A 24,087-nucleotide genomic window follows, 5' to 3' on the forward strand; every position below is an offset into this window, starting at 1 on the left:
TTATCGCTCCTCGCGGAATTCGACGTGCTTGCGAACAACCGGGTCGTACTTCTTCAGCGTGATGCGATCCGGGTTGTTGCGCTTGTTCTTGCGGGTCACATAGGTGAAACCGGTGCCCGCAGTGGACTTGAGCTTGATGATCGGGCGGATATCGTTACGTGCCATTAGATCTTCTCACCTCGTGCGCGGATCTGGGCGACGACGGACTCGATGCCGTCGCGGTCGATGATCTTCAGACCCTTGGTGGAGACGTTCAGGGTGATGGTACGGCCCTCGGAGGGCAGGTAGAACCGGCGCTTCTGCACGTTGGGGTTCCAACGGCGCGAGTGGCGGCGGTGCGAGTGCGAGACGGTCTTGCCGAACGACGGCTTACGTCCCGTGACCTGGCAATGTGCCGACATGGGTTAGCTTCCTTACTCTTCTTGCCGCCCACGACACGATCGCTATGTGAGGTAAAGCGCCAGGTGAGAAGCGGAGTGAGGGTCCGCGACCAGCGCAAGTGCAATCGGTTGACGCAGGCGTAAACGTGTACTTCGACAACAGCGAGAGACAACCATACCGTCTCAGTCCTCTATCTCATAATCGCGTTTGGCTGGTCTTTCTCTAGCCTGTCGCCAGCAATGCAGCGGTGGCGGCAGTGACGGCTACCGGGGCGAGCACTAGGCCCCACAGGATGAAGTGGCGCCAGGGCACCGCGGCCCCTGCCCGCTTCAGCTGGTCCGCCCAGAGCAAGGTGGCTAGCGACGCCCAAGGTGTCACCAGCGGGCCGGCATTGACGCCGATAAGTAGGGCCATCACGCCGTCTTGGCCGCCGGCCGCGGGCTCGAGCGCGAGGAATGCGGGCAGGTTGTTGATGCCGTTGGCGGCAAGAGCGCCCGCCGCGGCGATGGCGCCGGGGTGCGCGCCGACGAGAAGGCCCACCGCAGCGGCAACGGCTTCGACGTGGAGCGCCAGCGCCGCTGCGGCTGAGAGTGTGGCCGCGAGGAGCAGCGCGTGCCACGGGATCAGCGAAGCGGCACCTGCCTTGCGGCCGGCCGGCCCAACCGCGAACCACATCGCGACAGCGGCGAGGACGCCGGTGAGCCAATAGGGCACCGGGCTCAGCAGCGCGGCGACGGTAAAGGCGATTACGACGAGAGCCGCCGTCGGTCGCGCAACCGCCGTCGGTGCATCGTTGGGAGCGGAGCTGGCGCCACGGTAAATAAGGCGGGCGCTGTATGCGGCAGCAACGGCAACCGCGATCGCCGCGGCGGCGGGCGCGGCGGCCGCGCGGATGTAGTCGTGGTTGGTGTTGAACGCCCCGCCGCCGAGCGCCAGCAGGTTGGTCAGGTTCGACACCGGCAGCGGCATGGAGGCGAGGTTGGCGATCCAGACCACCGACAACGCCACCGCAGGCTGCGGAAGCCGGAAGCGGGACGCCAGCTGCACGGCGAGCGGGGTGAGCATGATGGCCGTGGTGTCGAGGGAGAAGAACACTGTAGAGGCCACCGCGAGTGCCAAGAATCCTGCGAACACGAACTCGCGGCTGCTCGTGCCGCGTTCGAGCGCTGATACGAGCCACTCGAAGATTTGGACGCGTGAGGCCAGGTTCACCACGGCAGACATGCCAGCGGCGAACGTCAGTACAGGTATCAGGCGTGCAGCGAGTGCGACAGCGTCGGCCGAGCTGGCGGCAGTGAGGCCGGCAAACGCCGCAATCGCGGCGGCGGGTAAAAGGAATCGTTGGTGTGGCATGGGGAGGGGGACCGGAGGGGCGTCGATAGGCAAAGTGCGCAATTAGGTAAACGCGCACGTGAACTGTAAGATACTGCGGGTTATCCGGCGACCGTCGGATGAAAAGACCATTTCGCACCCAACTCGGGCACGATCCGCGGGACTTCGCGGAACCGACCCGTAGTTCAATCCTGAGGGAGACGAATCTAATGAAGAAGGATATTCACCCGGATTACCACCCGGTGATTTTCCAGGACGCAAACACGGGCCACAAGTTCCTGACGCGCTCCACCCTGACCTCCGCACGCACTGAACAGTGGGAAGACGGCAACGAGTACCCGCTCGTGGTCGTGGACGTCACCGCCGAGTCCCACCCGTTCTGGACCGGCGCGCAGCGTCTCATGGACACCGCCGGCCGCGTGGAGAAGTTCAACCAGCGTTTCGGCGGCATGGCCCGCCGCAAGAAGAAGGCCAACTAGAGGGGATAAAGGAGACTCGTCATGGCAACACCGAAGTTCAAGAAGTCCCGCGCGAACACGCGCATGCGTCGTTCCCAGTGGAAGGCCGACAACGCCGACCTGCAGACCGTCAAGGTCGACGGCCAGGAGGTGCGCATCCCGCGCCGCCTGATCAAGGCCGCTCAGGCTGGTCTGATCGACGTCGAGCAGTTCTAAGCTTTTAAGGGTCGTATTAGACCCGTTGAACTAACCGGGATCCCCAGGTGGGACCCGGTTTTTTCAGCTCAATTCAACGCTGAGTAGAAAATAAGTCATAATAATCCTATGAAGATTCTCGTAGCCGACGACGAGCAGGCTGTCCGCGAGTCGCTCCGACGCTCGCTCCGCTTCAACGGATACGACGTGGTGCTCGCCGTAGACGGCGAAGACGCGCTCGATCAGATCCGCATTGAGCAGCCCGACCTGACCATCCTCGACCTCATGATGCCCAAGCTCGACGGCCTGGGCGTCTGCCGTACCCTGCGCTCCTCCGGGTACGACGGGCCGATCCTCATGCTCACGGCTCGCGACGGTGTGTCCGACCGCGTGGCCGGCCTGGATGCGGGCGCGGACGACTACCTGCCCAAGCCCTTCGCCCTGGAGGAGCTGCTGGCGCGCGTGGGGTCGCTGCTGCGCCGCACCCGCTCCGAAGCACGCAAGGCGGCGGAGAAGGACCAGACTCGCCTGCAGTTCGAGGACCTGGTCATGGACACCTCCACCCGCGACGTCACCCGCGCAGGCCGCGCCATCTCGCTGACCCGCACCGAGTTTGCGCTGCTGCACCTGCTGCTGCAGAACCCGCGCCATGTGCTTGCCCGCCAGACCATCCTGGAAGAAGTGTGGGGCTATGACTTTCCGACGTCTGGCAACGCGCTCGAGGTCTACATCGGCTACCTGCGCCGCAAGACTGAAGCAGGCGGCGAATCGCGCCTGATCCACACCGTCCGCGGCGTCGGCTACGTCCTGCGGGAGACCGCTCCGTGATCTTGCGGCGCTTCACAGGCGAAGCTGAGCCGCAGGGGCAGGCTGGCACAGGCCGGTCCCTGCGCAACAGCTTGGCCGTACTCGCCGGCGGCATCGTCGCCGTGGTCATTTTGTTGACCGCGCTGTTTACCTACCGGCTTTCAGAAACGACTCGTCTGACCGTCATGGACGACGACCTGCGCACCCGCAGCTACGGCGTGTCGCTGCAGCTGAAGGACCTGGATTCGGACGACCGGGAGGGCTTTGAAAAGGCCCTCGCCGAGTTTCGCCGCGCAACCCCGTGGGCGAAAGTCTCGGCCGCGCCCGCTGGTTCCAACGTGTTCTACGGCGACCCGGTGCCGGTGGCGGGGCCGTACGCGGCGACGTCGTCAGGCGACATGCTCTCCCAGCACACCGTGGCAGGGGAGCGCGTGGTGGTGCGCCGCAGCACCTCCGGTGTCACCGTGGCCATGTCGCAGCCGCTGGACGTGTTCAGCATTGTCTCCGGCAGCTGGGGTGCAGCCGCGCTGGTGATTGCGGGTACCGGGGGTTTGCTCGCCTGGATCGCGGGCACGGCGATTTCCGCCGTCGGCCTCCGCCCCGTGCGCAGACTGCACAGGGCTATCGACGCCGCGAACGAGTCCGACCAGCTCACCGAGCTCCCCGTCGACGGCAACGACGAGTTCGCTGAAATCACCACCTCCGTGAACAAGATGATCTCCACGCTGGAGGACTCCAAGACGCGCCAGGCGCAGCTTGTGGCGGACGCGGGCCACGAGCTGAAAACCCCGCTGACCTCGATGCGCACCAACATCGAGCTGTTGATGATGCTGTACAACTCCGGCCGGCAGGACCAGATCTCCGAGCAGGACCGCAAGGACCTAGAGCGCGACGTGATGGCGCAGATGGAGGAAATGTCCATCCTGATCGGCGACCTGGTCAACCTGGCGCGCGACGAAGCGCAGCAAGGTGCCGAGCCTGAGGACTTCCGCCTCGACGAAGTGCTGGAGGAAGCGCTCGACCGTGTGCGCCGCCGCCGCCCGGACCTGGCGTTCCAATTCGAGGCGGACCCGTGGGTCATCACCGGCGACCGTTTCGCCATGGGCCGCGCACCTATCAACCTCATCGACAACGCCGCGAAGTGGTCGCCGCAGGGCGGCACCGTGCGTGTGTCGCTGAAGGCGGCGAAGCGCAACGCGGTGCTCATCGTGGACGATTCCGGCCCCGGCATTCCGGCGGATCAGCGCGAGAAGGTGTTCGAGCGCTTCTACCGCGCGCCCGAGTCCCGGTCGATGCCGGGCTCCGGCCTGGGCCTGGCCATTGTGAAGCAGGTCTTCGACCGCCACAACGCGACCATCGTGGCGGAAGAATCCGATGACGGCGGCGCGCGCTTCCGCGTGGTGTTTCCGGGACGCCCGCCCGAGGTGGACGGCGCGGATGTGCAGGAGGCTCCCGCGGAGACCACCGCGCGCGTGATCCCGCGCAAAAGCTACAGCTAGACTCGCAGGCCAGCGCATACAGCAATCGTCCAGCAAACATTGCGAATTACAGTGCATGCCCTCAAGATCTGCCACAGGACGGCGGTGCATAATAACCCCTCATGAGTGAACTGAACTATCCGGGAGACACCGCAAGTTTCCCGGCAAACAACGGTGTCTACCAGGTGCAACCGCAGCCCCAGGGGCAGCAGGAGCGTCGCGGTAAAGGCATCGGCGCGGCGTTCGCCGTCGCGCTGACAACTGCGCTGGTCGCCGGCGGCGGCGCCGGGTACCTCGCCGGGTCGTCCCAGTCCGACAACGCGGCGGAAACTGCGGCGTCGAATTCGCCGTCCAGCAGCGTGTCGTCCGAAAGCGATTCGCAAGGCGAGCTGCGCAACCCGACCGTCGCGGACCCGGCCGAGGCCCCCGAGGGCTCCGTGGAGCAAGTGGCGGCCGCGGTGCTGCCTGCGGTGGTCTCCATTGAGGTGGACACGCCCCGCGGCAGTGCGGAAGGCTCCGGCTCCATCATCTCCGCGGACGGCTACGTGCTGACCAACCACCACGTCATCGCCGGCGCGGAAACGCCAGGTTCGGAGGTGCAGGTCACGCTTAACGACGGATCACGCCACAGCGCACAGTTTGTCGCCTCCGACGTCAACACCGATGTCGGCGTGCTGAAGATCGACGACGTGCACGACCTGCCGGTGATGCAGTTCGGCAACTCCGACGAACTGCGCGTGGGCCAGGAGGTCGTCGCGGTGGGCTCGCCGCTGGGCCTGTCCGCCACGGTGACCAGCGGCATCGTCTCCGCGCTGAACCGGCCGGTGCGCGCTTCCCAGGGCGGCGGCGAGAGCTCGCTCATGGACGGCATCCAGACCGACGCGGCGATCAACCCCGGCAACTCCGGAGGCCCCCTGGTGGACCGCAACGGCAAACTCATCGGCATGAACTCCGCTATCGCTTCGCTGTCCTCGGGCGGCATGAGCCAAGGCGGCCAGGGCGGCTCCATCGGCCTCGGCTTCGCCATCCCGTCGAACTTTGCCAAGCGCGTCGCTGACCAGCTCATTGAAAAGGGCGAGGCCACGCAGCCGATGCTCGGCGTGCGCGTGAGCGTGATGCAGGGCTTCGGTGGCGGTGCCGTGGTGGCGGGGGTGGAACCCGGCAGTCCCGGCGAAACGGCTGGGCTGAAGCCTGGCGACGTGATCACGCGCCTGAACGACCGGCCCATCGACTCTGCTGACGCCCTCATCGCCGCGACGCGCTCCAAAGCATTTGGAGAGACGGTGACGCTGCAGGTGCAGCGGGAGGGGGAGTCTGAGTCGGTTCCGGTAGAGGTGACCTTGAGTTCCGAGTAACTTCTTATCTGTCCAATCCGCCCCGTTTTGTGCCAAGGGAGTCTGACCACGATGCCGGAACTGTTTGACGCGCTCGACATCACCGAGCCGGACGATGCGACGCTGCGCGCCTCCGAGCTGGAGAGCGACTCTCCGACGTCGCCGTGCGCGATCGTCGTGCTGGTGGGCGACCGCCGCTACGACGCGCCGGGCGACAACACCGACGAGATGGTGGTGGAGCTGCTCCGCGAGGTTGGCTACCAGGTCGACGGCGTGGTGCGCGTGAAGTCGAAGAAGTCCGAGATCCGCAAGGCCATTGAGACGGGCGTTGTCGGCGGCGTGGACCTCGTGCTCACCCTCGGCGGCACCGGCGTGGGCCCGCGCGACAAGACGCCGGAGGCGACGCGCGCGGTCATCGACAAGATGGTCCCGGGCGTCAGCCAGGCGATCCGCTCGTCCGGCCAGGCGTGCGGCGCGGTGGACGCGTGCACCTCGCGCGGCATCTGCGGCGTGTCCGGCTCCACGGTTGTGGTCAACCTCGCGTCCTCGCGCCAGGCGATTCGCGATGGCGTATCGACGGCAGCTCCGCTCGTGCGCCACCTCATCGACGAGCTGAACCAGCACTCGGTCTAGGCCAGGGCAGAGGGTTTCATGGAGCGCAAGCGCAGGCGCGCTGTACGCAAGGCGGACGTGGACTACGACCGCTCCGCGGACGCCGCGCCGAATACGCAGGCAAACGAAAACCCGGCTCTGGACGCTGAGCGCGAGGTGCTGCTCGGCGACGAAGAGCCGGGTTTGACGGGCCGCGATTTTTATGAGGCGGAGCGGCCGCCGCACTACGGGGACTAGCTTTCAGCCAGCCCCGCTCAAGGACGAACTAGTTCAGCGGCTTCTGCACATTGTTCGGGTTCTGGCCTGCGAGCAGGTCGCGGATTTCCGCGAGCAGCTCGGTGTCGGTCGGCTCCGGCTCGTCCGGGTCGATGCCCTTGCGGCGCTTCTGCGCCTCGTCGAGCTTGTTCATCGGAGCAACGAGCAGGAAGTAGATCACTGCCGCGATGAGCAGGAAGTTGATGATGGCGGTCAGGACAGCGCCGAAGTCGACGAAGGTCGCCTCGTTGCCCTCGCGGACGAAGAAGCCCAGGCCGGAGTAGTCCACGCCACCCAGGGCAGCGAGGAGCGGGTTGATGATCGCGTCAGAGAACGCGGTGACAACTGCGGTGAATGCCGCACCAATGACAACGCCGACGGCAAGCTCGATGACGTTGCCGCGCATGATGAAATCTTTAAATCCTTGAAGCATGGTTGGGGATATTAAACTGACGTTGACGGTTGCTCAACACGAGAGTCAGCGGCTCAGACAGGGACGCAGCCGCAACGGCAGCTGCCTCACCCTGCCTGAGCAGCACCAACACCGCGTCCCCTTCCCCAGATGTGACGACAATCCCATTTTCGGCAACCACGCGGGGCCCTTGCCCCACAACGTCAACTTCCGCCCCGTGGTGCAGCATGGGCAAGATGTCCGGTTCCGCCAGCGGCACTGGAACCATGGAGAACTCCCCGCCGTCCGGCATGTCCTGGGTGAGCAGCCCCGCCAGATCCGGCCCGACTAGGCGCGTGGCCGTGACCACCTCGCCGCGGGAGGCGGCCGCCGCGAGCAGTTGCCCCTCGGCCAGCGCCGCGTCGTCCAACGCGTTGTCGGGCACCGCCTCCGCGGGCAGCCGGCGCAGCTCCAGATCGTCAGAGGTGAGCACGGTGCCGGGCGTGACATCGCGGGCGAAGGTCAGGGCGGGCGGGTCGGACCGTGAGGCGTCGATAAGCAAATGCAACACAGCGGCGACGACGAGGAACACGGCTACCGCCCTGCGGATGATCACGGAGCGGCGGTAGCCGGGGGAGCGGAGGTTGTTCAGGCGCGCGGAGAGGTCCATAGGGATAAGACGGTGAAAACCGCGCCCCGGTTCCCTAGATGCGGAAGAAACCTTCCGGCGTAATCACCGCGTCCACCGCCTGATCGTGCGCGTCGTGCGGCACCGCGTCCACGACCTCCCAGTCGTAAACCACCGCGGCGACGGGAACATCCAGGCCCGCAAGCGCGCGGTCGTAGTAGCCGGCACCCTTGCCAAGGCGCATACCTTGCCTATCGACGGCTAACGCCGGGGCCACCACCAGTCCGCAGGAGCGCAGCACGTTTGAGGTGAAGCGCGGGCCTTCCGGCTCAGTGATGTCCAACGCGCCGGCCGCATCTTTGGTCCCGTGCTGCGCCCAGGCGAGCACCCCGTCCGGCTGGGAAATCGGCAGAAACAGCGTCCGTGCCGCGGCGGCGAGCCGTGCTGCGAAATCCGCCGGGCCAGGCTCCGAGCTAAGTGGGTTGTAGGCGGCGATGTTGGTACCGCGTGCGCCGAAGTCGTCGACGCACGCCAAGGTTGCCGCCACAAGCGCCTGGTCGAGCTCGCGCTTTCGCTCGCTGCCGCGCAGGTCGCGCCGGGCGGCCACGTGCGCGGCGCGCATCGCAGCCTTCGGGGGAGGGGTGGTTGTGTTCGTGTGCATACTCCTGGCTTCTTCCGGGTCGCAGCCCGGTTGTGAGGGGTGGGGGCTGTAGGCTTTGCGTTTATGCAGAATTCTACTGACCGACCCGTTGATGCTGCGCGCGCTTCGGTGAAGACTGTTGTGGTGCCGGCTGCGGGTATGGGGACGCGTTTTTTGCCGGCGACGAAGACGGTGCCGAAGGAGCTTCTGCCGGTGGTGGATACCCCGGGCATTGAGCTGATTGCTGAGGAGGCTGCCGCGGCTGGGGCGCAGCGTTTGGCTGTGGTGGTTGCGCCGAATAAGGAAGAGATCATGCGGCATTTCGGCGAGTTTTCGGACTTGCAGGAGCTGATGGTCGCCCGCGGCAAGCAGACGCAGGCGGACAAGGTCGCGCGCGCCAACGGTTTGATCGAGGCGGTGGCGGTCACCCAGGACGAGCCGCTCGGGCTTGGCCATGCTGTCGGGTGCGCGGAAGAGGCGTTGGACGACGACGAGGACGCGGTTGCTGTGATGCTGCCGGATGACCTGGTGTTGCCGGCGGGCGTGATGGACAAGATGGTCGCTGTGCGCAATGAGTTGGGTGGCTCGGTGCTGTGCGCGTTTAACGTCTCGCGCGAGGAGGTGTTCAACTACGGCGTGTTCGACGTCGAGGATGCCCAGGCCGAAATTGACGGCGTTGAGGTGTTGAAGGTGCGCGGCATGGTGGAAAAGCCTGCTGTGGAGGAAGCGCCGTCGACGTTGGTGGCTACCGGCCGGTATCTGCTGGACCGCGGGATTTTTGATGCGCTTCGCCGTATCACACCGGGTAAGGGTGGTGAGCTGCAGCTCACGGATGCGATTGAGTTGATGATCTCTGAGGGGCATCCGGTGCATGTGGTGGTGCATGAGGGTAAGCGCCACGACCTTGGCAACCCGGGCGGGTATATCCCGGCGAATGTGGATTTTGGTCTGCGGGATGAAAAGTATGGCCCGGCGCTGTACACCGCGGTGAAGAAGATCATCGCCGACTTCGAGGCAGAGCACCCCGAGGTTGTAGCAAAGGCGCAGGACAACGCGTAGACGAAAGGGGCACGGGCCATGCGCAGCGTAGAGGACCAGCTTGCCGCTGTAGTAGAAGCGGCTGCCGCCCCCGAGCCGATCCGGGTGGCGCTGACGGACGCGCTCGGCCTGATGTGCGCCGAAGAGGTCACCTCCACCACGCAAGTCCCCGGGTTCCCCCAGGCAGCGGTGGACGGCTTCGCCGTGCGCGCGGTAGACGTGGGCGGCACCGCCGGGCTGCGCAGGCCCGAGCGCCGCGACCGTGACCGCGACCAAGACGAAGACAACGACGGCGAGGAAGCCCCCGTAGCGCCGCCGCAGCCGAACCGCGAGCGCGCGCTTCCCGTCGTGGGCGAGGTGCCCGCCGGCTCCCAGAAGCCGTTGCGCCTGCAGCCGCGCCAGGCGGTCCGCGTCGCCACCGGCGCCCCGCTGCCCACACTCGCGGACGCGGTGCTGCCGTTGGAGTGGACGGACCGCGGACGCAAACGCGTCACCCCGCAACGCCCCGTGCGCACCGGCGATTTCGTGCGCCGGCCTGGCGACGACATCCAGCCCGGCGACATCGCCGTGCGCCAGGGCGCGGTGCTCGGCCCCGCCCAGATCGGCCTCGCCGCCGCCGCAGGCCGCGACAAACTCCTGGTGTACCCGCGCCCGCGCGTGACGGTGATGAGCTACGGCCTGGAACTGGTGGATCTGGACCGCCGGCCGGGCCTGGGGCAGGTCTTCGACATCGCCTCCTACGTCGTGGCCGCGGCCGCCAAAGAGGCGGGCGCGGACGTGCACCGCGCCGGCATCATCAACGCCGAGCCGCGCCGCATGCGCGAGATCGTGGCGGGACACATCGCCAAAAGCGAATTCGTCGTCATCACAGGCGCCGTTGGCGGCTCCGGTGCGGCCCCCATCCAGGAGATCTTGCGCGAACTCGGCCAGGTGGACACCACCCGCGTGGCCATGCACCCCGGCTCCGTGCAGGGCTTCGGCCTGATGGGTGAGGAGCGCGTCCCGGCGTTTCTCCTGCCGTCCAACCCGGTGAGCGCGCTGGTGATCGCGGAGACGTTCATCCGCCCCGCCATCCGCAGCTCCCTGGGCAAGACCGCGGTGACGCGCCGCACCGTCAAGGCCCGCTCCTTGCGCGAGCTCAGCTCCATTCCTGGCCGCCGCGGCTACATCCGCGCCCGCCTCATGCGCGACGCGGACACCGGCGACTACCTGGTCGAACCGCTGTCCGCACTGGAAGCCGGCCCCGCCCACCTGCTGGCCGGCTTCGCTGAGGCCAACGCCATGATCCACCTGCCGGAAGACGCCGTGGACGTGCGCCCCGGCGACATCGTGGACGTCGAGTTCCTCCGCCAGCGCAGCTAGGCTCAGCCATGTTCGCGATGTTCCGCCAGCCCACCCCGGGCTGGCCAGAGTCCACGCCGACCGCGACGCTTCCCGACGGCACATCCGTCCGCCTCCGACCCCTCACTTCCCGCGATGGAAAGGACTGGTCGGGCACGAGAAACGTCGATAAGCAATGGCTCCAACCGGTCGAACCCACGGTGGAGGGCAGCTGGGAGGACGCGCACTCACACGCGGCGTGGCGCAACACCTGGCTGAACCTGAAGCGGCTGGCCAACCAGGGCACCGTGGTGCCGCTGGTCATCGAGGTCGACGGCGGCTTCGCAGGGCAGGTCACCCTGGGCAACATCCAGCACGGCATCGTCTCCGAATGCTGGGTGGGCTACTGGGTGCACTCGCCGTTCATGGGCCGCGGGGTGGCCACCGCCGCGTGCGCGTTGGGTGTGGACCACGCGTTTTCCCGCGTCGGACTGCACCGCGTGACCGCCACCTACCTGCCACACAACCCCGCCTCCGGGCAGGTGCTCAAGCTCAACGGCTTCCGCGAGGAGGGCTACCTGCGGCGCAACCTGCACATCGACGGGCAGTGGCGCGACCACCACTTCGTGGCCTTGAATGCCGATGATTTCCCCACCACAGCCGTGCAGCGCCTGCGCGAGACCGGCCGGGTGCGCTAGAGGGCGAAAAACAGCTGCGCCTCACCGGCGCGCCGACCCGTCCGCCTGCGCAAGTGCCGATACCGTGGACTTCTGACTTTAAGGGTGCAACTGACGCGGAAAGGTGGCATCGCCCATGGGCAGCCCGAGCTTAATGATCATCTTGATCCTGGTGGTGTGGATCATCGTCCTCGCGCCGCTGATGATCGGCAACAACAAGCCGATCCGCCGCTCCGGCGACGGCTACGACGAAACGCGCGTGCTGCACGAGGGCGGCACCGCGCCGATGGCTGAGCGCCGCCGCCCGAAGCTCACCGCCGCCGACATCCACCGCCACAACGAGGACACCGACTACGAGGTCGTCGAGGCGACGGATGCCGAGGAGCAAGTGCTTATCGACGACGCTCCCGCCCTGCGCACCCTCTTCCGCCGCCCGGGCGCCGAAGAGGATGCCGCCGCGGCCGACCACATCGACGGCGAAGTGATCGAGCACGTCGACGACGAGGCTGAGCCGGCCGAAGCCGAGACGGCCGAGTCTGCTGAATCCGAGTCTGAGCTGGACGAGGCCGAGGGTGGCTCCACCAAGATCGTCGCCAGCGAGTCCGCCGGTTCCACCTCTGTGAAAGTCCTCGCCGCGGAGGATGATGCAGAGAACGCCGACGCCGAGGAGACCGAGCCGGCCGACGAGGCTGAGGCTGAAGCCGACCGCTACGACCTGGACGAGTCCTACACCGCACCCGAGGACTTTGGCTATGCAGGGGAGACCGAAGGCGTCGAGAAGCAAAGCGCCCCGGAAGCGGACGTTGAGGAAGCACCGGAAGATGTCGACGACGAGGTCGACACCGCGGAGGCGGCCGAAGCGGGCGATGAGGACCTCGCTTTCGCCGCTGCGCGCCGCGGCCGCGGCGGATTCGACCCGGAGCGCGAGAAGAAGAACACCGCCACCCGCTTCCAGCGCCGCCAGCGCACCCTGCTGGCGCTAATCGCCGCGTGCGTGATTACCTTCGTCATCGCGTTTGTCGCAGGTGGCTGGACCTGGGTGCTGCCCGCCGTGGCAGTGGGGATGACCGCATGGTTCATGGTCGCGCTGCGCCGCGTCGTGCTGCAGGAGCGCGCGCTGCACGCCCGCCGCCTGCGCCAGCTGCGCCGCGCACGCATGGGTGTGGCGATGAGCAACCACACCGAGCACCCGCGTGACGCTCGCCTGCGCGCCGGCTCCGTCGTGCTGGACCTGGACGACGACAGCCCCGACTTCGACACCCTGCCGTCCACCCGCTACGTGCCGGAAAACGACCCCGGCTACGACGACTACGAAGACCTCGGCGGCTACGGCACCCGCGCCTCCTAAAAACCGTGAAAAACCCCACTGCGCTGGCGATTTAACCGGCGCGTGGGGGAGGAGTAACGTAACGAGCGTGCCCCAGGGGCTATAGCTCAGTTGGTAGAGCGTCGCGTTCGCAATGCGAAGGTCAGGGGTTCGATTCCCCTTAGCTCCACAGGATTGCGGGACCCGGTCGAATACGGCCGGGTCCCGTTACGTTTTGCGCATCGGCTAAGCTGCCTTCCCGTTGTATAAGACGCTGAAAAGAGCAGCTGAAGTGGCAGAGTCGTTGGGTGAGCAGAAGATCCGTCGCGCGGTGCTGATTGTGGCGCTGCTGAACTTGGCCTACTTCTTCGTGGAGTTCGCCGGTGCGGTGGCCATCGGCTCGGCGTCCCTGTTCGCGGACTCCGCCGACTTCCTCGAGGACACCGCAATTAACCTGCTGGTGTTCTTCGCCGTGGCGTGGCCGGCCGCGCGCCGCCGCACCGCCGGCAGCGTGCTTGCCGCGCTGATTCTCATCCCGGCGGTCGCCGCGGTTGTCACCGTGATCACCAAGATCATGAACCCTGTCGCGCCGTCGCCGGAGGGCCTGACCGGCATCGCGGTTGGAGCCCTGGTGGTGAACGTGATCTGCGCGATCCTGCTGATGCAGCTGCGCGGCGAAGGCTCGTCGCTCGCCACCGGCGCCTGGCTGGCTGCGCGCAACGACGCGCTGGCCAATCTGCTCATCATCGCCGCTGGCCTGCTCACGTTCGTGTGGGAGACCGCCTGGTTCGACATCGTTGTCGGCGCGATCATCGCCGCCATCAACCTCTCCGCCGCCAAGGAAGTTTGGGAGGCCTCCCGCGAGGAGCACGACTCCGTCGAGGACGCCTTCGCGGACATGGACGACGATTAAACGCCGCCTAGGCGCCGATTACACCCATACCCCGGACGCCCCGCGGCGCCACGTGCCCACCAAGTTGGTGTCGATGATGCCGGTGGATTCCATCAGCGCGTACATCGTCACCGGCCCCACAAAGGTGAAGCCGCGCTTCTTCAGGTCTTTCGCCAGCTGCTCGGACTCCGCCGAGCGCGTCGGCACCTCCGCCATCGTGCGCGGCACCGGCGTGTTCGCCGGCTGGTAGGACCACACGAACTCGCCGAGGTGCGTGCCCTCCTCCCGCAGCGCCAGCGTCGCCTCGGCGTTTTTCACTGCTGCTTCGAGTTTGCGCCGGTTGCGGATCAAGGAAGCGTCGTTAAGCAAATGCTCGATGCTCATACCCGCGACTTTGTCCGGGTCGAAGCCGTGGAAGGCCGCGCGCAGGGCCTCGCGCTTCTGCAGGATCAGCCGCCACGACAGCCCCACCTGGAAGCCCTCGAGGCAGACGCGTTCAAACATGCCCTGCTCGTCGGTGACGGGCATGCCCCATTCGGTGTCGTAGTAGTCGCGCAGCAGTGGGTCGGTGGCGGCCCACGGCGGACGCGCCAGCCCGTCGTCGCCGATGACGGGCCAGCCGGATTCGGGATTGGTTTCTGGTGTGGTGTGAAGATCAGTCATATGTATTGGACTCAGTTCTACCCCGTTCGGTTCCACGGGTACGCTAATCGGCATGAATAGGCCCGCCGTCCGCGACTTCGCGCTGCTTGTGCTCCGGCTCGTGCTGGGCGCGGTGTTTGTGGCGCACGGCTACAACCACTGGTTTGAGATGGGCATGGCCGAAACTGGCCGCCAGTTCGCCGCCCTCGGGGTGCCGCAGCCGCAGCTTTCCGCCTACCTCACCGGCACCGTCGAGCTCATCGGCGGCGCGTTTTTAGCAGTGGGGCTCTTGACGACGATCACCGCGTCGCTCCTCGCCCTCCTCGTTTTAGCCGCCGGGTACTTCGTGCACCTGGACAACGGCTTTTTCATCGAGGCCGGGGGAGTGGAGTACACGCTCGTGCTCGCCGCCGCGCTGTTTATCATCACCGTCTTCGGCACCGGCCGCGTAAGCCTGGACGGGGTGCTCACGCGTGGTTAGCCACGAGGAGGTTCAAGCGGCGCTGTCTGCGCGCATCGACGGCGAGAAGGCTGAACTCGACGACGCCATCGTCGACGCCCACGTGTCCGGCTGCGCGGTGTGCCGCGCGTTTTTGGACCGTTCGCTGGCGCTGTCGGAGTCGCTCGGTGTTGACTCGGACGACGCGATGGCCCCGCCGCAGGACCTGTCCGCCGCGATTCTGGCAGGCGTGGACAACGAGTGGCGCCGCTTCGCCCGCCGCCGTGAGATCGGCATGGCCGTGGGGCGCCTGATGCTCGGCGCGATGGCCGTGGTGTGGGTGCTGTGGGCCGTGCGCCTGATCCTGTCCGGCGGGGAGGAGCCGGTGGTGGCGTCCGCGGCGTCCGTGCGCTTCGGAGTGGCGCTCGCGTTGGGCTTTACCGCCTGGCGGCCGCAGCAGATCCCGGGGGTGCTGCTCATCGTGGGCACGATGTTCACCTTCACCGTCGGCTTCGCCGTGCGCGACTTCGTGCTGGGCACAGGCGCGTTCGAGCTCGCCGGGGTGCTCATCCCGTTGATGAGCTTGGTGGCCCTGGTATGGACCTGGGTGGCCGACCGGGGTGGGGCGCTGCGCCGGGCGTGGCAGATGCTCGACGCCCGGCCGTACTAGCTACTTCCGGCTGGTTACTTCCAGCTGGGTAGCCACATGATGGACTCGTACCAGGTGTCCGGGATCTTGAAGCCGTAGAAGATGGGCGACCAGTAGATGAAGCTGGCCACCACCAGCGCGATGTAGACCACGGCGGCGAGCTGGCCCCAGCGCAGCTCGAAGCCCGCGACCTTGTTCACCCAGGACCACGTCACGGGCCCGCCCTTCTTGGCCAGGTTGCCCAGCGCCAGCGCCAGCAGCACTGCGGTGAACGGCACCAGGGCGGTGGCGTAGAAGAAGTACATCTGGCGGTCGAAGGCGGCCAGCCACGGCAGGAACCCGGCGGCGAACGCGATCACCGGCACGATGACTCGGAAGTCCTTGCGGGTCAGCCACACCCAGCACGCCCACAGCAGCACCGGCACGGTCAACCACCAGATGGCGGGGGTGCCGAACATGTAGATCATCTCGCGGCACTTGCCGTCACCGGGCGCGATGGAGCACTCCAGGTCGGTGGCGGAGTAGTAGAGGATCGGGCGTGCCGAGACCAGCCAAGCCCACGGCTTGGAGTCCCACGGGTGGGAGTGGCCGGACGACGACGTCAGCGAGGCGTGGAAGTTCAGCACCGAGAAGTGGTAGTAGAACCAGCCGGCGATCGGCTCGGGCAGGTTGGCCAGCCAGGGCCAGTCGGAGCCGGCGATGGTGCCGTCGGTAAGCGAGTGGCGGTACACGGAGGTCTCAGAGGCGAACCAGGCGCGCCAGGACCACAGGTAGAGCACGGCGGGGATGAGCACGATGGAGGCGAGCGCCGACGGGACGTCGCGAAGCAGGGTGCCCGAAATCGGCTTCTCCACGCCGTAGCGGCGGCGCAGGAACAGGTCCCAAAACGACGACAGCAGGCCGAAGAACATGATGTAGTACAGGCCGTTCCACTTCACAGACAGCGTCAGGCCGAGCAGCACGCCGGTGGCGAAGCGCCACCACCTAAAGCCCATGCGCGGGCCGAACGGGCCTGCGTCCTCGAGTTTGCCAGCCAGCCACGCGTCGTGCCAGCGGTGGTGCACCTCGCGCATATCGCCGGCCAGGGTCCACGCCGCCATCACCACGAACAGCACCTGGAAGACGTCAAGCATGCCGAATTTGGCGGAGACCAGCAGGACGCCGTCGAACAGCGCGATGATGCCCGCGATGATCGCAATGTTGGTGGACTGGCTCACGCGCCGCGCGAGCAGGAACACGAACACAATCACGGCAGTGCCGAACAGGCCGGTCATGAGGCGCCAGCCGAGCGGGGAATAGCCGAAGAGGATCTCGCCCAGCGCGAGCAGCTGCTTGCCCAGCGGCGGGTGCACGACCAGGCCGTAGCCGGGGTTGGACTCGATGCCGCCTAAGACCGGGTTGAACCAGCTTTCCACCATGTCCCAGGCTTGCGGGACGTAGTGCTTCTCGTCGAAGACGGGGGTGCCGGAGCTGGTCGGCTGCACCAGGCCGATGAACCTGGTGAGCAGCGCCAGCACACCGATGACGGAGGCGGCGATGGTGTCGCGGCGCGTCCACGGCACGGTCACGGGTGCCTCGGGCGCAGGCTGGGCGGGCCGCAGGGAACGCGTCGTCTCTGGCGCCGTTGCGTCGGCGCTAGGTGGCGGTCCGGCGGGGTTCGGGGTGCTCGCGATAGTGGTCACGACGGAAGATATTAGCGCCTTACGCGTATGCTCCCGAGGTATGTCCGCCGAGCAAGACAACCTGACTCAGAACCTCCCGGCCGGAGTTGTGCTCGCGGCCACCCCGCTCGGCAACGTCGCGGACGCCTCGCCCCGGCTTGCGCAGGCGCTCGCCACCGCGGACGTGATCGCCGCGGAGGACACCCGGCGCACGCGCGCGCTCGCCGCAGCGCTCGGCGTGGAAATCACCGGCCGCGTGGTGTCCAACTTCGACCACAACGAGGATTCGAGGGCGCGGGAGCTTCTCGACGCCGCACGCGCCGGCACCGTACTCGTCGTCACCGACGCCGGCATGCCGCTGGTGTCCGACCCCGGCCACTCCATCGTCGCCGCCGCCCACGACGCGGGCATCTCGGTGACCTGCATCCCGGGCCCGTCCGCGGTGACCACGGCGCTGGCGCTGTCCGGGCTCAACGTCGGCCATTTCATCTTCGACGGCTTCGCGCCCCGCAAGGCCGGCGCGCGCCGGGCGTGGCTGGAAACACTCGTGCACGAGCGCCGCGCCGTGTGCTGCTTCGAGTCGCCGCACCGCATCGAGCAGTTGCTTGCCGACGCCGCGGACGTCCTCGGCGCCGAACGCCGCGCCGCGGTGTGCCGCGAGCTGACCAAAACCTACGAGGAGGTCAAGCGCGGCACGCTGGGGGAGCTGGCCGAGTGGGCGGCCGGCGGCGTGCGCGGAGAGATCACGCTGGTGATCGAAGGCGGCACCGGGCAGCAGGCAGAACCCGAGGACCTGGTCGGGATGGTCCTGGAGCTCGTCGACGGTGGCCAGCGCATGAAAGACGCCGCGAAGCAGGTGGCTAAACAGCACGGCGTGAAGGTCGGAGACCTTTACGATGCCGCGTTGGGTGCGCGGAGCTGACGTCGATAAGCACATGTTTTCCTCGCGCGCGGGTTAGCGCAATGGTGTGATCTGGGCTAGCCTGCTTGGGTTCTAGAAAAACCCTGAAAATTTGCGAGGAGAACTATATGTCTCAGCGTGATCTCCAAAGGGATCCACACGATCCCGACGTGGAGCCGCGGAGTACGGATCCGATTAAGACTGAAAAGACTTCCGCAGTCGGCGAGATCGCCGCGCTGCTGCGCGCCGACCGCGACGGCGTGCAACCCAACTACACCGACCCTGAGGAACGCGTCGAGAGCCAAGCCGACGCAGAAGACGCCCCGATCAACTGGGGCATCGTTATTCCTCTCGCGGTGATTGTCGCGGCGGTTGTCGGCTGGGGCCTGGCTGCCCCCGACAGCTTCTCCAACTTTGCGGACGCCGCATTCGGCTGGGTCATTGACAACCTCGGCTGGGCCTTCGTCCTCGGCGGCACCATCTTCGTTGCCTTCGTCATCGTGATCGCCTTGTCGAACTTCGGCACCATCCGCCTCGGCACCGCCGACGAGCGCCCCGAGTTTAAAACAACCTCGTGGATCGCCATGATGTTCGCCGCTGGCATGGGCATCGGCCTGATGTTCTACGGCGCCGCCGAGCCGCTGTCGATGTACCTCGACGGCGTGCCCGGGCACAACGAGCACGAGGTCGGCACCGCGATGGCGCAGACCATGTTCCACTGGACGCTGCACCCGTGGGCCGTCTACGCCATCATCGGCCTGGCTATCGCGTACTCGACGTTCCGCCTCGGCCGCAAGCAGCTGCTGTCCAGCGCGTTCATCCCGCTAATTGGTGAGAAAGCGGCCGACGGCTGGCTGGGCAAGCTCATCGACGCCTTTGCCGTGTTCGCCACTATCTTCGGCACCGCCTGCTCCCTGGGCCTGGGCGCGCTGCAGATCAGCTCCGGCCTGGAGGCCTCCGGCTTCGTGGACAACCCGTCCACCAAGCTGACCATCGGTATCGTCTCCGTGCTCACCCTGGCATTCCTGCTGTCGGCGATGTCGGGCGTGTCCAAGGGCATCCAGTGGCTGTCCAACGCGAACATGGTCGTCGCCGCGATCCTGGCGATCTTCGTGTTCGTCTTCGGCCCGACCGTCGCGCAGCTGAACATGCTGCCGACCGCCGTGGGCAGCTACCTGCAGAACTTCTTCGAAATGGCCGCCCGCACCGCCGAGAGCTCCGACGGCCAGGCCGGCGAGTTCCTCTCCGGCTGGACCATCTTCTACTGGGCATGGTGGATCTCCTGGTCCCCGTTCGTGGGCACCTTCCTGGCGCGCATTTCCCGCGGCCGCACCGTGCGCGAGTTCTGCCTCGGTGTGATGCTGGTTCCGGCTGGCCTGTCCACCGTGTGGTTCGCCATCTTCGGCGGCACCGCCATCAAGATGGAGCAGGCTGGCGAGTCCATCGTCGGCGACGGCTCCAACGAGGAGCAGCTGTTCAACCTGCTGCACTCCCTGCCGGGCGGCTACGTCATGGGCGTGTTCGCCCTGATCCTGCTGGGCACCTTCTTCATCACCTCCGCGGACTCCGCGTCGACCGTGATGGCGTCCATGACCCAGTCCGGCAAGACCGAGGCGAAGCCGTGGCTCGCCGCAATGTGGGGCCTGGCCACCGCATTCGTCGGCCTGACGCTGCTGATCTCCGGCGGCTCGGACGCGCTGAACTCGCTGCAGTCCGTGACCATCGTGGCCGCAACGCCGTTCCTGTTCATCCTGATCGCGCTGATGTTCGCGATTGTCAAGGACATGTCCAACGACACGATCTACCTGGACAAGAAGGAGCAGGAGCGCTTCGCCCGCCAGCTGGCCATCGAGCGCCGCATGCACCGCGACCAGCAGCAGTTGGAAGCCCGCAAGGCGCAGGTCAAGGGGATGCTCAAACCGCGTTCCCGCTAGGGGCGTTTGCTTGACGACGCACCTTCGGTTGTGCCCCGCTCGAGCAGTGCAGTGCTTAAGCGGGGCATAACTTATGCTGAGAGCCATGACTTCTTCCGAGACCAACAACAACGTTCTTGTGTGCGTTGCGTGGCCGTACGCCAACGGCCCGCGCCATATCGGCCACGTCGCAGGCTTCGGCGTGCCGTCCGACGTCTTCGCCCGCTACCAGCGAATGTCCGGCAAGAACGTGCTCATGGTCTCCGGCACCGACGAGCACGGCACCCCGCTGCTCGTGCAGGCCGACAAGGAAGGCGTGACCGTCAAGGAGCTGGCGGACCGCTACAACAAGCAGATCGTCGAGGACCTGGCGGGCCTGGGCCTGTCCTACGACCTGTTCACCCGCACCACCACCCGCAACCACTACGCAGTGGTGCAGGAGCTGTTCCGCGGGCTGAACGAGAACGGGTACATGATCCGCGAGACCACCCAGGGCGCGATCTCCCCGTCGACGGGCCGCACGCTGCCGGACCGCTACATCGAGGGCACCTGCCCGATCTGCGGCGCCACCGACGCCCGCGGCGACCAGTGCGACACCTGCGGCAACCAGCTCGACCCGGCGGACCTGATCAACCCGGTGTCCAAGATCAACGGCGAGACGCCGAAGTTCATCGAGACCGAGCACTTCATGCTCGACCTGCCCGCGCTGCACGACGCGCTGGAGCAGTGGCTTTCCACCCGCCAGGAGTGGCGCCCGAACGTGCTGAAGTTCTCCCTGAACCTGCTCGAAGACATGCGCCCGCGCGCGATGACCCGCGACATCGACTGGGGCATCCCGATCCCGGTGGAGGACTGGCAGGACAACCCGTCGAAGAAGCTCTACGTCTGGTTTGACGCGGTGGTGGGCTACCTGTCCGCGTCCATTGAGTGGGCTCACCGCTCCGGCAACCCGGAGGCCTGGAAGGACTTCTGGCAGGACCCGGCCACCGAGGGCTACTACTTCATGGGCAAGGACAACATCACCTTCCACTCCCAGATCTGGCCGGCGGAGCTCCTCGGCTACGCGGGCAAGGGCGCCAAGGGCGGCGCTGCCGGCGAGCTCGGCGAGCTGAACCTGCCCACCGAGGTCGTCTCGTCCGAGTTCCTCACCATGTCCGGCTCCAAGTTCTCCTCGTCCAAGGGCGTGGTCATCTACGTCAAGGACTTCCTTTCGGAGTTCGGCCCGGACCCGCTGCGCTACTTCATCGCCGTCGCCGGCCCGGAGAACAACGACACGGACTTCACCTGGGACGAGTTTGTCCGCCGCGTGAACAACGAGTTGGCCAACGGCTGGGGCAACCTGGTCAACCGCACCGTGTCCATGGCGCACAAGAACTTCGGCCAGGTCCCGGCACCTGGCCCGCTCGAGGCGTCCGACGAGCGCATCCTGAACCTCGCGGCCGAAACCTTCACCACCGCCGGCGAGGAGCTGGGCAAGGCCCACTTCAAGTCCGCGATCACGAAGATCATGCACGTCGTCGGCGAGGCCAATGCCTACATCGCGGAGCAGGAGCCGTGGAAGCTGGCCAAGGACGACACCCAGCGCGAGCGCCTGGCCACCGTGCTGTGGACCGCGCTGCAGGTCGTCTCCGACTGCAACGCCATGCTCACCCCGTTCCTCCCGCACACCGCGCAAAAGGTCCACGAGACCCTGGGCCGCACCGGCATCTGGGCCGCCGAGCCGCGCGTCGAGGAGGTTGTGGACGACGAGGAGTTCAACCTCGTCGGCGTCGGCCTGCCGGAAAAGGGCCAGACGTACCTGACCATCACCGGCGACTACTCGCAGCAGCAGGCTGTGTGGCAGCGCGTGGACGTCACCCCGGGCACGGAGCTGTCCAAGCCGCAGCCGCTGATTGCCAAGCTGGACCCGGAGCTCGGCGAGACCGGCCCGGAGTGGGCGCCGGTGCAGTAGGCCGCGGCTACAGCTGCTCGCCGAGCCACGCCCTGGCCGAAGCGAGCATGGCCTTGACCACCGGCACGTCGAACGCCCACAGCTCGATCGCGTGCGGCGCGCCCTCGACGATTTCGAGCTGGGCGGGCACGCCGGCGTCGCGAAGCCTCCGGGTGTAGGCGCAGATCTCCTCGTAGAACAGCTCGATGTCGCCGGTGGACAGCCACGCAGGGGGAAGGCCCGACAGGTCCGCGCGCCGGGCGGGGACGGCGTACTCCGGCACCGTTGCCAGCCCGGGCGCCTGGCCCAGGTAGGACGTCCAGGCGTAGCGGGTCTGCGCGTTGTTGGCCACGGGCCGGTCCCGAGGCAGGTCGCGCCTCCGGTCGGCGGTGGGGCGGTCGTCCAGCATGGGGCAGAACAGCCACTGGGCGCGCGGCAGCGGTCCGTGCTCGTCGTAGAGCCGCTGGCACGCCGCGGCGGCCAACCCGCCGCCGGCGCTTTCGCCGCCGATGGCGAACGGTTCGCCGAACTCGTCCGCGCGGGTGTGCATCCACGCCCACGTCTCCAGCGCTGCGTCCAGGCCGGCGGGGAAGGGGTGCGCAGGCGAGAGCGGGTAGCGCGGGGCCACCACGGTCACGCCCACCTCGGCGGCGGTGTTCGCGCACAGCGGCCCGTCCTGGGCGGGGTGGCCGATGATGTGGCCGCCGCCGTGCAGCCACATCAGCGCGCCCTTTGGGTTGCGCGGCCGGAAGATGAGGGTGCGCCCGTGCCGGATCAGCTCCACGCCCTTGCGGCGGGGGATGGGAAACAGCGTCTGGCCGTGGGTGGCGATCCAGCGCGTCGCTCGCGACTCCACCGACGGGTGTGGGATGAGCCGCGCGCGCCGGCGCAGCTCCGGCCGCACGAGCGGCATGATCGATTCCGGCATAGGAACTGTCACAGGAACTGCCCGAGGAACTTGGTCAGGGTGCCGGGTTCCTCGTCCTCGAATCGCTGGTCCACCACAACGAGCGGGGCGGTGTATTTCTCGCCGGCGCTGCCGATGTCTTTGGCGACGACGAGGTCGGTGCCGTAGTCGTCGATAAGCAATTGCCACGAAAACCCCTCGCGTACGAGCGCCTGGCCGAGCGCGGTGCCGTACAGGCGCGCGGTGTCGCCGCGGGGGAAGCTGCGGCGCACGTCCGGCGGCAGCGCGAGGTAGTCGGCGAGTTCGGCCTCGAGAGACTCCGCGATGTCGGCGGGCGAGCCGTTGATGCCGCGGCCGGCGGCTTCGGCCAGGTCGGCCTCGATTTGGGTTTGGGTGGCTGAGTCGATGTCTGCAAATGCCATAGGGTGCATCGTATGAGCAAAAAGAAACCGCGTCCCACGCCCGTGCCCGCCGAGCCGATTGCCGGGCTGATTGACGCGCACACGCACCTCGCGTCGTGCGGCGCGCGCAGTGCCGAGGAGGTCGACGCGTTCGTCGAGCGCGCCCTGGCCGCCGGGGTGGAGCGCATCTGCACCGTCGGCGACGGGCTCGAGGAGGCTGAGCTCGCGCTTCAGGCCGCCCACTTCAACAAGCGCGTGTTCGCTGCGTGCGCCATCCACCCGACGAGGGCGCACGAGCTTGACGACGTTGCTCGCGCCCGCCTGACGGAGATGGCCGCCGACGAGCGTTGCGTGGCGGTGGGCGAGACCGGCATCGACACGTACTGGCTGAAGCACGACGCGGAGGGCACCGCGCCGCTTGAGGTGCAGGAAGAGGCGTTTCGCTGGCACATCGATTTGGCGTGCGAGTCGGGCAAGGCGTTGATGATCCACAACCGCGAAGGCGACGCGGAGATGCTGCGCATTCTTGATAGTGCCCCACGGCCCGAGCACGTGATCCTGCACTGCTTCTCCTCGCCGCTGGACGTGGCGCGCGAGGCGATCGAGCGCGGCTACGTGCTCAGTTTCGCTGGCAACGTGACGTTCAAGCGCAACGAGGAGTTGCGCGAGGCGGCGGCGCTGGCACCAGCGGGTCAGCTGCTGGTGGAAACGGACGCGCCGTACATGACGCCGGAGCCGTTCCGCGGGGCGAAAAACGAGCCGTCGCTGATCGGTCACACGGCGAAGGTTGTGGCCGAAGCGCGCGGCATGGAAGTGGCCGATGTGGCGCGTGAGATTGCAGAGACGTTTTCGCGGGTCTACGGGGTGTGAGCTGGCACGTCGGGCCTTGAAACCCTGCGG

28 protein-coding genes and 1 tRNA gene are annotated in these 24,087 nt (G+C 67.0%); 19 read left to right on the forward strand and 10 right to left on the reverse strand.

All coding sequences use genetic code 11. The features are described from left to right. From rpmG to ACX1NL_RS03735, 3 genes are all read right to left on the reverse strand, one after another. Positions 1–165: a 50S ribosomal protein L33 gene (gene rpmG, locus ACX1NL_RS03725; protein ID WP_006841072.1), complete on the reverse strand. Its 165-nt coding sequence runs from the start codon at positions 163–165 to the stop codon at positions 1–3. Continuing rightward, positions 165–401 carry a 50S ribosomal protein L28 gene (gene rpmB / locus ACX1NL_RS03730; protein WP_181888011.1) on the reverse strand — a complete coding sequence of 79 codons (237 nt, stop codon included), beginning with the start codon at positions 399–401 and terminating at the stop codon, positions 165–167. Before rpmB ends, rpmG begins: the two co-directional genes overlap by 1 nt. A 202-nt stretch (positions 402–603) precedes the next feature. After that, complete coding sequence (locus tag ACX1NL_RS03735) at positions 604–1,734, reverse strand: SLC13 family permease (protein ID WP_458898644.1); 1,131 nt, start codon at positions 1,732–1,734, stop codon at positions 604–606. 188 nt (positions 1,735–1,922) lie between these two features. On the opposite strand from ACX1NL_RS03735, the gene ACX1NL_RS03740 reads away from it, so the two are divergent. The 7 genes from ACX1NL_RS03740 (at position 1,923) to ACX1NL_RS03770 (ending at position 6,834) form a co-directional block, all read left to right on the forward strand. After that, positions 1,923–2,192, forward strand: a complete 270-nt coding sequence (locus ACX1NL_RS03740; protein ID WP_181888012.1) for a type B 50S ribosomal protein L31 — start codon at positions 1,923–1,925, stop codon at positions 2,190–2,192. Between the two features lie 21 nt (positions 2,193–2,213). Next, complete coding sequence (gene rpmF, locus ACX1NL_RS03745) at positions 2,214–2,387, forward strand: 50S ribosomal protein L32 (RefSeq protein ID WP_181888013.1); 174 nt, start codon at positions 2,214–2,216, stop codon at positions 2,385–2,387. A gap of 108 nt (positions 2,388–2,495) precedes the next feature. Then, positions 2,496–3,194, forward strand: a complete 699-nt coding sequence (locus tag ACX1NL_RS03750; protein WP_181888014.1) for a response regulator transcription factor — start codon at positions 2,496–2,498, stop codon at positions 3,192–3,194. Next, positions 3,191–4,672, forward strand: coding sequence for an ATP-binding protein (locus ACX1NL_RS03755; protein WP_181888015.1), 1,482 nt, complete (start codon positions 3,191–3,193; stop codon positions 4,670–4,672). Before ACX1NL_RS03750 ends, ACX1NL_RS03755 begins: the two co-directional genes overlap by 4 nt. 101 nt (positions 4,673–4,773) lie before the next feature. Next, a complete protein-coding gene (locus tag ACX1NL_RS03760; RefSeq protein WP_458898645.1) occupies positions 4,774–6,006 on the forward strand; it encodes a S1C family serine protease in 1,233 nt (410 codons plus the stop codon). 51 nt (positions 6,007–6,057) lie between these two features. Next, entirely contained in the window at positions 6,058–6,618 is a 561-nt protein-coding gene (locus ACX1NL_RS03765) for a MogA/MoaB family molybdenum cofactor biosynthesis protein (protein WP_239355666.1), read from the forward strand. 18 nt (positions 6,619–6,636) lie between these two features. After that, positions 6,637–6,834, forward strand: coding sequence for a hypothetical protein (locus ACX1NL_RS03770; RefSeq protein WP_181888018.1), 198 nt, complete (start codon positions 6,637–6,639; stop codon positions 6,832–6,834). Between the two features lie 28 nt (positions 6,835–6,862). On the opposite strand, the gene mscL is transcribed toward ACX1NL_RS03770, so the two are convergent. From mscL to ACX1NL_RS03785, 3 genes are read right to left on the reverse strand one after another with little or no spacing between them, the layout of a single operon-like run. After that, positions 6,863–7,285 carry a large conductance mechanosensitive channel protein MscL gene (gene mscL / locus ACX1NL_RS03775; protein WP_181888019.1) on the reverse strand — a complete coding sequence of 141 codons (423 nt, stop codon included), beginning with the start codon at positions 7,283–7,285 and terminating at the stop codon, positions 6,863–6,865. Then, entirely contained in the window at positions 7,269–7,913 is a 645-nt protein-coding gene (locus tag ACX1NL_RS03780) for an SAF domain-containing protein (RefSeq protein WP_458898646.1), read from the reverse strand. Before ACX1NL_RS03780 ends, mscL begins: the two co-directional genes overlap by 17 nt. Positions 7,914–7,947: 34 nt before the next feature. Further along, positions 7,948–8,532: a 5-formyltetrahydrofolate cyclo-ligase gene (locus ACX1NL_RS03785; protein ID WP_458898647.1), complete on the reverse strand. Its 585-nt coding sequence runs from the start codon at positions 8,530–8,532 to the stop codon at positions 7,948–7,950. Between the two features lie 63 nt (positions 8,533–8,595). Between ACX1NL_RS03785 and ACX1NL_RS03790 the strand changes: the two genes are divergently transcribed. From ACX1NL_RS03790 to ACX1NL_RS03815, 6 genes are all read left to right on the forward strand, one after another. Next, positions 8,596–9,570, forward strand: coding sequence for a UTP--glucose-1-phosphate uridylyltransferase (locus tag ACX1NL_RS03790; protein ID WP_458898648.1), 975 nt, complete (start codon positions 8,596–8,598; stop codon positions 9,568–9,570). Positions 9,571–9,588: 18 nt separating this feature from the next. Next, a complete protein-coding gene (glp, locus tag ACX1NL_RS03795) occupies positions 9,589–10,911 on the forward strand; it encodes a molybdotransferase-like divisome protein Glp (protein WP_458898649.1) in 1,323 nt (440 codons plus the stop codon). A gap of 8 nt (positions 10,912–10,919) precedes the next feature. After that, on the forward strand, positions 10,920–11,567 hold the full coding sequence (locus ACX1NL_RS03800; RefSeq protein ID WP_370642048.1) for a GNAT family N-acetyltransferase: 648 nt from the start codon (positions 10,920–10,922) through the stop codon (positions 11,565–11,567). A 115-nt stretch (positions 11,568–11,682) separates the two neighbouring features. Further along, complete coding sequence (gene sepX / locus ACX1NL_RS03805) at positions 11,683–12,894, forward strand: divisome protein SepX/GlpR (protein ID WP_458898650.1); 1,212 nt, start codon at positions 11,683–11,685, stop codon at positions 12,892–12,894. Positions 12,895–12,969: 75 nt separating this feature from the next. Continuing rightward, positions 12,970–13,042 (forward strand) — tRNA-Ala (locus ACX1NL_RS03810). A gap of 102 nt (positions 13,043–13,144) precedes the next feature. After that, positions 13,145–13,765 carry a cation transporter gene (locus ACX1NL_RS03815; RefSeq protein ID WP_338026553.1) on the forward strand — a complete coding sequence of 207 codons (621 nt, stop codon included), beginning with the start codon at positions 13,145–13,147 and terminating at the stop codon, positions 13,763–13,765. Between the two features lie 18 nt (positions 13,766–13,783). Here the strand turns inward: ACX1NL_RS03815 and ACX1NL_RS03820 are convergent, their stop codons facing one another. Next, positions 13,784–14,407, reverse strand: a complete 624-nt coding sequence (locus ACX1NL_RS03820) for a DNA-3-methyladenine glycosylase I (RefSeq protein ID WP_181888025.1) — start codon at positions 14,405–14,407, stop codon at positions 13,784–13,786. 52 nt (positions 14,408–14,459) lie between these two features. On the opposite strand from ACX1NL_RS03820, the gene ACX1NL_RS03825 reads away from it, so the two are divergent. Both ACX1NL_RS03825 and ACX1NL_RS03830 read left to right on the forward strand, forming a co-directional pair. Then, positions 14,460–14,867, forward strand: a complete 408-nt coding sequence (locus ACX1NL_RS03825) for a DoxX family protein (protein ID WP_181888026.1) — start codon at positions 14,460–14,462, stop codon at positions 14,865–14,867. Next, positions 14,860–15,495 (forward strand): zf-HC2 domain-containing protein, encoded by a 636-nt coding sequence (locus tag ACX1NL_RS03830; protein ID WP_458898651.1) that lies wholly within the window; start codon positions 14,860–14,862, stop codon positions 15,493–15,495. The genes ACX1NL_RS03825 and ACX1NL_RS03830 overlap by 8 nt, the downstream gene beginning before the upstream one ends. A gap of 14 nt (positions 15,496–15,509) precedes the next feature. On the opposite strand, the gene ACX1NL_RS03835 is transcribed toward ACX1NL_RS03830, so the two are convergent. Further along, complete coding sequence (locus ACX1NL_RS03835; RefSeq protein ID WP_458898893.1) at positions 15,510–17,147, reverse strand: dolichyl-phosphate-mannose--protein mannosyltransferase; 1,638 nt, start codon at positions 17,145–17,147, stop codon at positions 15,510–15,512. A gap of 49 nt (positions 17,148–17,196) precedes the next feature. On the opposite strand from ACX1NL_RS03835, the gene rsmI reads away from it, so the two are divergent. From rsmI to metG, 3 genes are all read left to right on the forward strand, one after another. Then, on the forward strand, positions 17,197–18,057 hold the full coding sequence (rsmI, locus tag ACX1NL_RS03840; RefSeq protein WP_458898652.1) for a 16S rRNA (cytidine(1402)-2'-O)-methyltransferase: 861 nt from the start codon (positions 17,197–17,199) through the stop codon (positions 18,055–18,057). Between the two features lie 107 nt (positions 18,058–18,164). Next, positions 18,165–19,970, forward strand: coding sequence for a BCCT family transporter (locus ACX1NL_RS03845; RefSeq protein ID WP_458898653.1), 1,806 nt, complete (start codon positions 18,165–18,167; stop codon positions 19,968–19,970). 85 nt (positions 19,971–20,055) lie between these two features. Next, positions 20,056–21,900, forward strand: coding sequence for a methionine--tRNA ligase (metG, locus tag ACX1NL_RS03850; RefSeq protein WP_448238793.1), 1,845 nt, complete (start codon positions 20,056–20,058; stop codon positions 21,898–21,900). Between the two features lie 7 nt (positions 21,901–21,907). Here the strand turns inward: metG and ACX1NL_RS03855 are convergent, their stop codons facing one another. Both ACX1NL_RS03855 and ACX1NL_RS03860 read right to left on the reverse strand, forming a co-directional pair. Beyond that, positions 21,908–22,807 carry an alpha/beta hydrolase fold domain-containing protein gene (locus tag ACX1NL_RS03855; protein WP_458898654.1) on the reverse strand — a complete coding sequence of 300 codons (900 nt, stop codon included), beginning with the start codon at positions 22,805–22,807 and terminating at the stop codon, positions 21,908–21,910. An 8-nt stretch (positions 22,808–22,815) separates the two neighbouring features. After that, the gene (locus ACX1NL_RS03860; RefSeq protein ID WP_458898655.1) at positions 22,816–23,208 is read right to left on the reverse strand and encodes a DUF3806 domain-containing protein; all 393 of its coding nucleotides are present in this window, start codon (positions 23,206–23,208) and stop codon (positions 22,816–22,818) included. 12 nt (positions 23,209–23,220) lie between these two features. Here ACX1NL_RS03860 and ACX1NL_RS03865 point away from each other — a divergent pair, with 12 nt between their 5' ends. Continuing rightward, on the forward strand, positions 23,221–24,057 hold the full coding sequence (locus ACX1NL_RS03865) for a TatD family hydrolase (RefSeq protein WP_269509417.1): 837 nt from the start codon (positions 23,221–23,223) through the stop codon (positions 24,055–24,057). Positions 24,058–24,087: the final 30 nt, after the last annotated feature.

The organism is Corynebacterium sp. CQ3829_602738 (assembly GCF_054478435.1).

What these genes read in the sequence shown, in the direction of transcription:
- ACX1NL_RS03825 (WP_181888026.1), top strand. Translation starts at nt 14,460, where the DNA reads ATGAATAGGCCCGCCGTCCGCGACTTCGCGCTGCTTGTGCTCCGGCTC.
- ACX1NL_RS03865 (WP_269509417.1), top strand. Translation starts at nt 23,221, where the DNA reads ATGAGCAAAAAGAAACCGCGTCCCACGCCCGTGCCCGCCGAGCCGATT.
- ACX1NL_RS03820 (WP_181888025.1), bottom strand. Translation starts at nt 14,407, where the DNA reads ATGACTGATCTTCACACCACACCAGAAACCAATCCCGAATCCGGCTGG.
- ACX1NL_RS03735 (WP_458898644.1), bottom strand. Translation starts at nt 1,734, where the DNA reads ATGCCACACCAACGATTCCTTTTACCCGCCGCCGCGATTGCGGCGTTT.
- ACX1NL_RS03780 (WP_458898646.1), bottom strand. Translation starts at nt 7,913, where the DNA reads ATGGACCTCTCCGCGCGCCTGAACAACCTCCGCTCCCCCGGCTACCGC.
- ACX1NL_RS03785 (WP_458898647.1), bottom strand. Translation starts at nt 8,532, where the DNA reads ATGCACACGAACACAACCACCCCTCCCCCGAAGGCTGCGATGCGCGCC.
- ACX1NL_RS03855 (WP_458898654.1), bottom strand. Translation starts at nt 22,807, where the DNA reads ATGCCGGAATCGATCATGCCGCTCGTGCGGCCGGAGCTGCGCCGGCGC.
- rpmB (WP_181888011.1), bottom strand. Translation starts at nt 401, where the DNA reads ATGTCGGCACATTGCCAGGTCACGGGACGTAAGCCGTCGTTCGGCAAG.
- metG (WP_448238793.1), top strand. Translation starts at nt 20,056, where the DNA reads ATGACTTCTTCCGAGACCAACAACAACGTTCTTGTGTGCGTTGCGTGG.
- ACX1NL_RS03845 (WP_458898653.1), top strand. Translation starts at nt 18,165, where the DNA reads ATGTCTCAGCGTGATCTCCAAAGGGATCCACACGATCCCGACGTGGAG.
- ACX1NL_RS03860 (WP_458898655.1), bottom strand. Translation starts at nt 23,208, where the DNA reads ATGGCATTTGCAGACATCGACTCAGCCACCCAAACCCAAATCGAGGCC.
- sepX (WP_458898650.1), top strand. Translation starts at nt 11,683, where the DNA reads ATGGGCAGCCCGAGCTTAATGATCATCTTGATCCTGGTGGTGTGGATC.
- ACX1NL_RS03740 (WP_181888012.1), top strand. Translation starts at nt 1,923, where the DNA reads ATGAAGAAGGATATTCACCCGGATTACCACCCGGTGATTTTCCAGGAC.
- ACX1NL_RS03760 (WP_458898645.1), top strand. Translation starts at nt 4,774, where the DNA reads ATGAGTGAACTGAACTATCCGGGAGACACCGCAAGTTTCCCGGCAAAC.
- ACX1NL_RS03765 (WP_239355666.1), top strand. Translation starts at nt 6,058, where the DNA reads ATGCCGGAACTGTTTGACGCGCTCGACATCACCGAGCCGGACGATGCG.
- rsmI (WP_458898652.1), top strand. Translation starts at nt 17,197, where the DNA reads ATGTCCGCCGAGCAAGACAACCTGACTCAGAACCTCCCGGCCGGAGTT.
- ACX1NL_RS03770 (WP_181888018.1), top strand. Translation starts at nt 6,637, where the DNA reads ATGGAGCGCAAGCGCAGGCGCGCTGTACGCAAGGCGGACGTGGACTAC.
- ACX1NL_RS03750 (WP_181888014.1), top strand. Translation starts at nt 2,496, where the DNA reads ATGAAGATTCTCGTAGCCGACGACGAGCAGGCTGTCCGCGAGTCGCTC.
- rpmG (WP_006841072.1), bottom strand. Translation starts at nt 165, where the DNA reads ATGGCACGTAACGATATCCGCCCGATCATCAAGCTCAAGTCCACTGCG.
- rpmF (WP_181888013.1), top strand. Translation starts at nt 2,214, where the DNA reads ATGGCAACACCGAAGTTCAAGAAGTCCCGCGCGAACACGCGCATGCGT.
- glp (WP_458898649.1), top strand. Translation starts at nt 9,589, where the DNA reads ATGCGCAGCGTAGAGGACCAGCTTGCCGCTGTAGTAGAAGCGGCTGCC.
- mscL (WP_181888019.1), bottom strand. Translation starts at nt 7,285, where the DNA reads ATGCTTCAAGGATTTAAAGATTTCATCATGCGCGGCAACGTCATCGAG.
- ACX1NL_RS03790 (WP_458898648.1), top strand. Translation starts at nt 8,596, where the DNA reads ATGCAGAATTCTACTGACCGACCCGTTGATGCTGCGCGCGCTTCGGTG.
- ACX1NL_RS03800 (WP_370642048.1), top strand. Translation starts at nt 10,920, where the DNA reads ATGTTCGCGATGTTCCGCCAGCCCACCCCGGGCTGGCCAGAGTCCACG.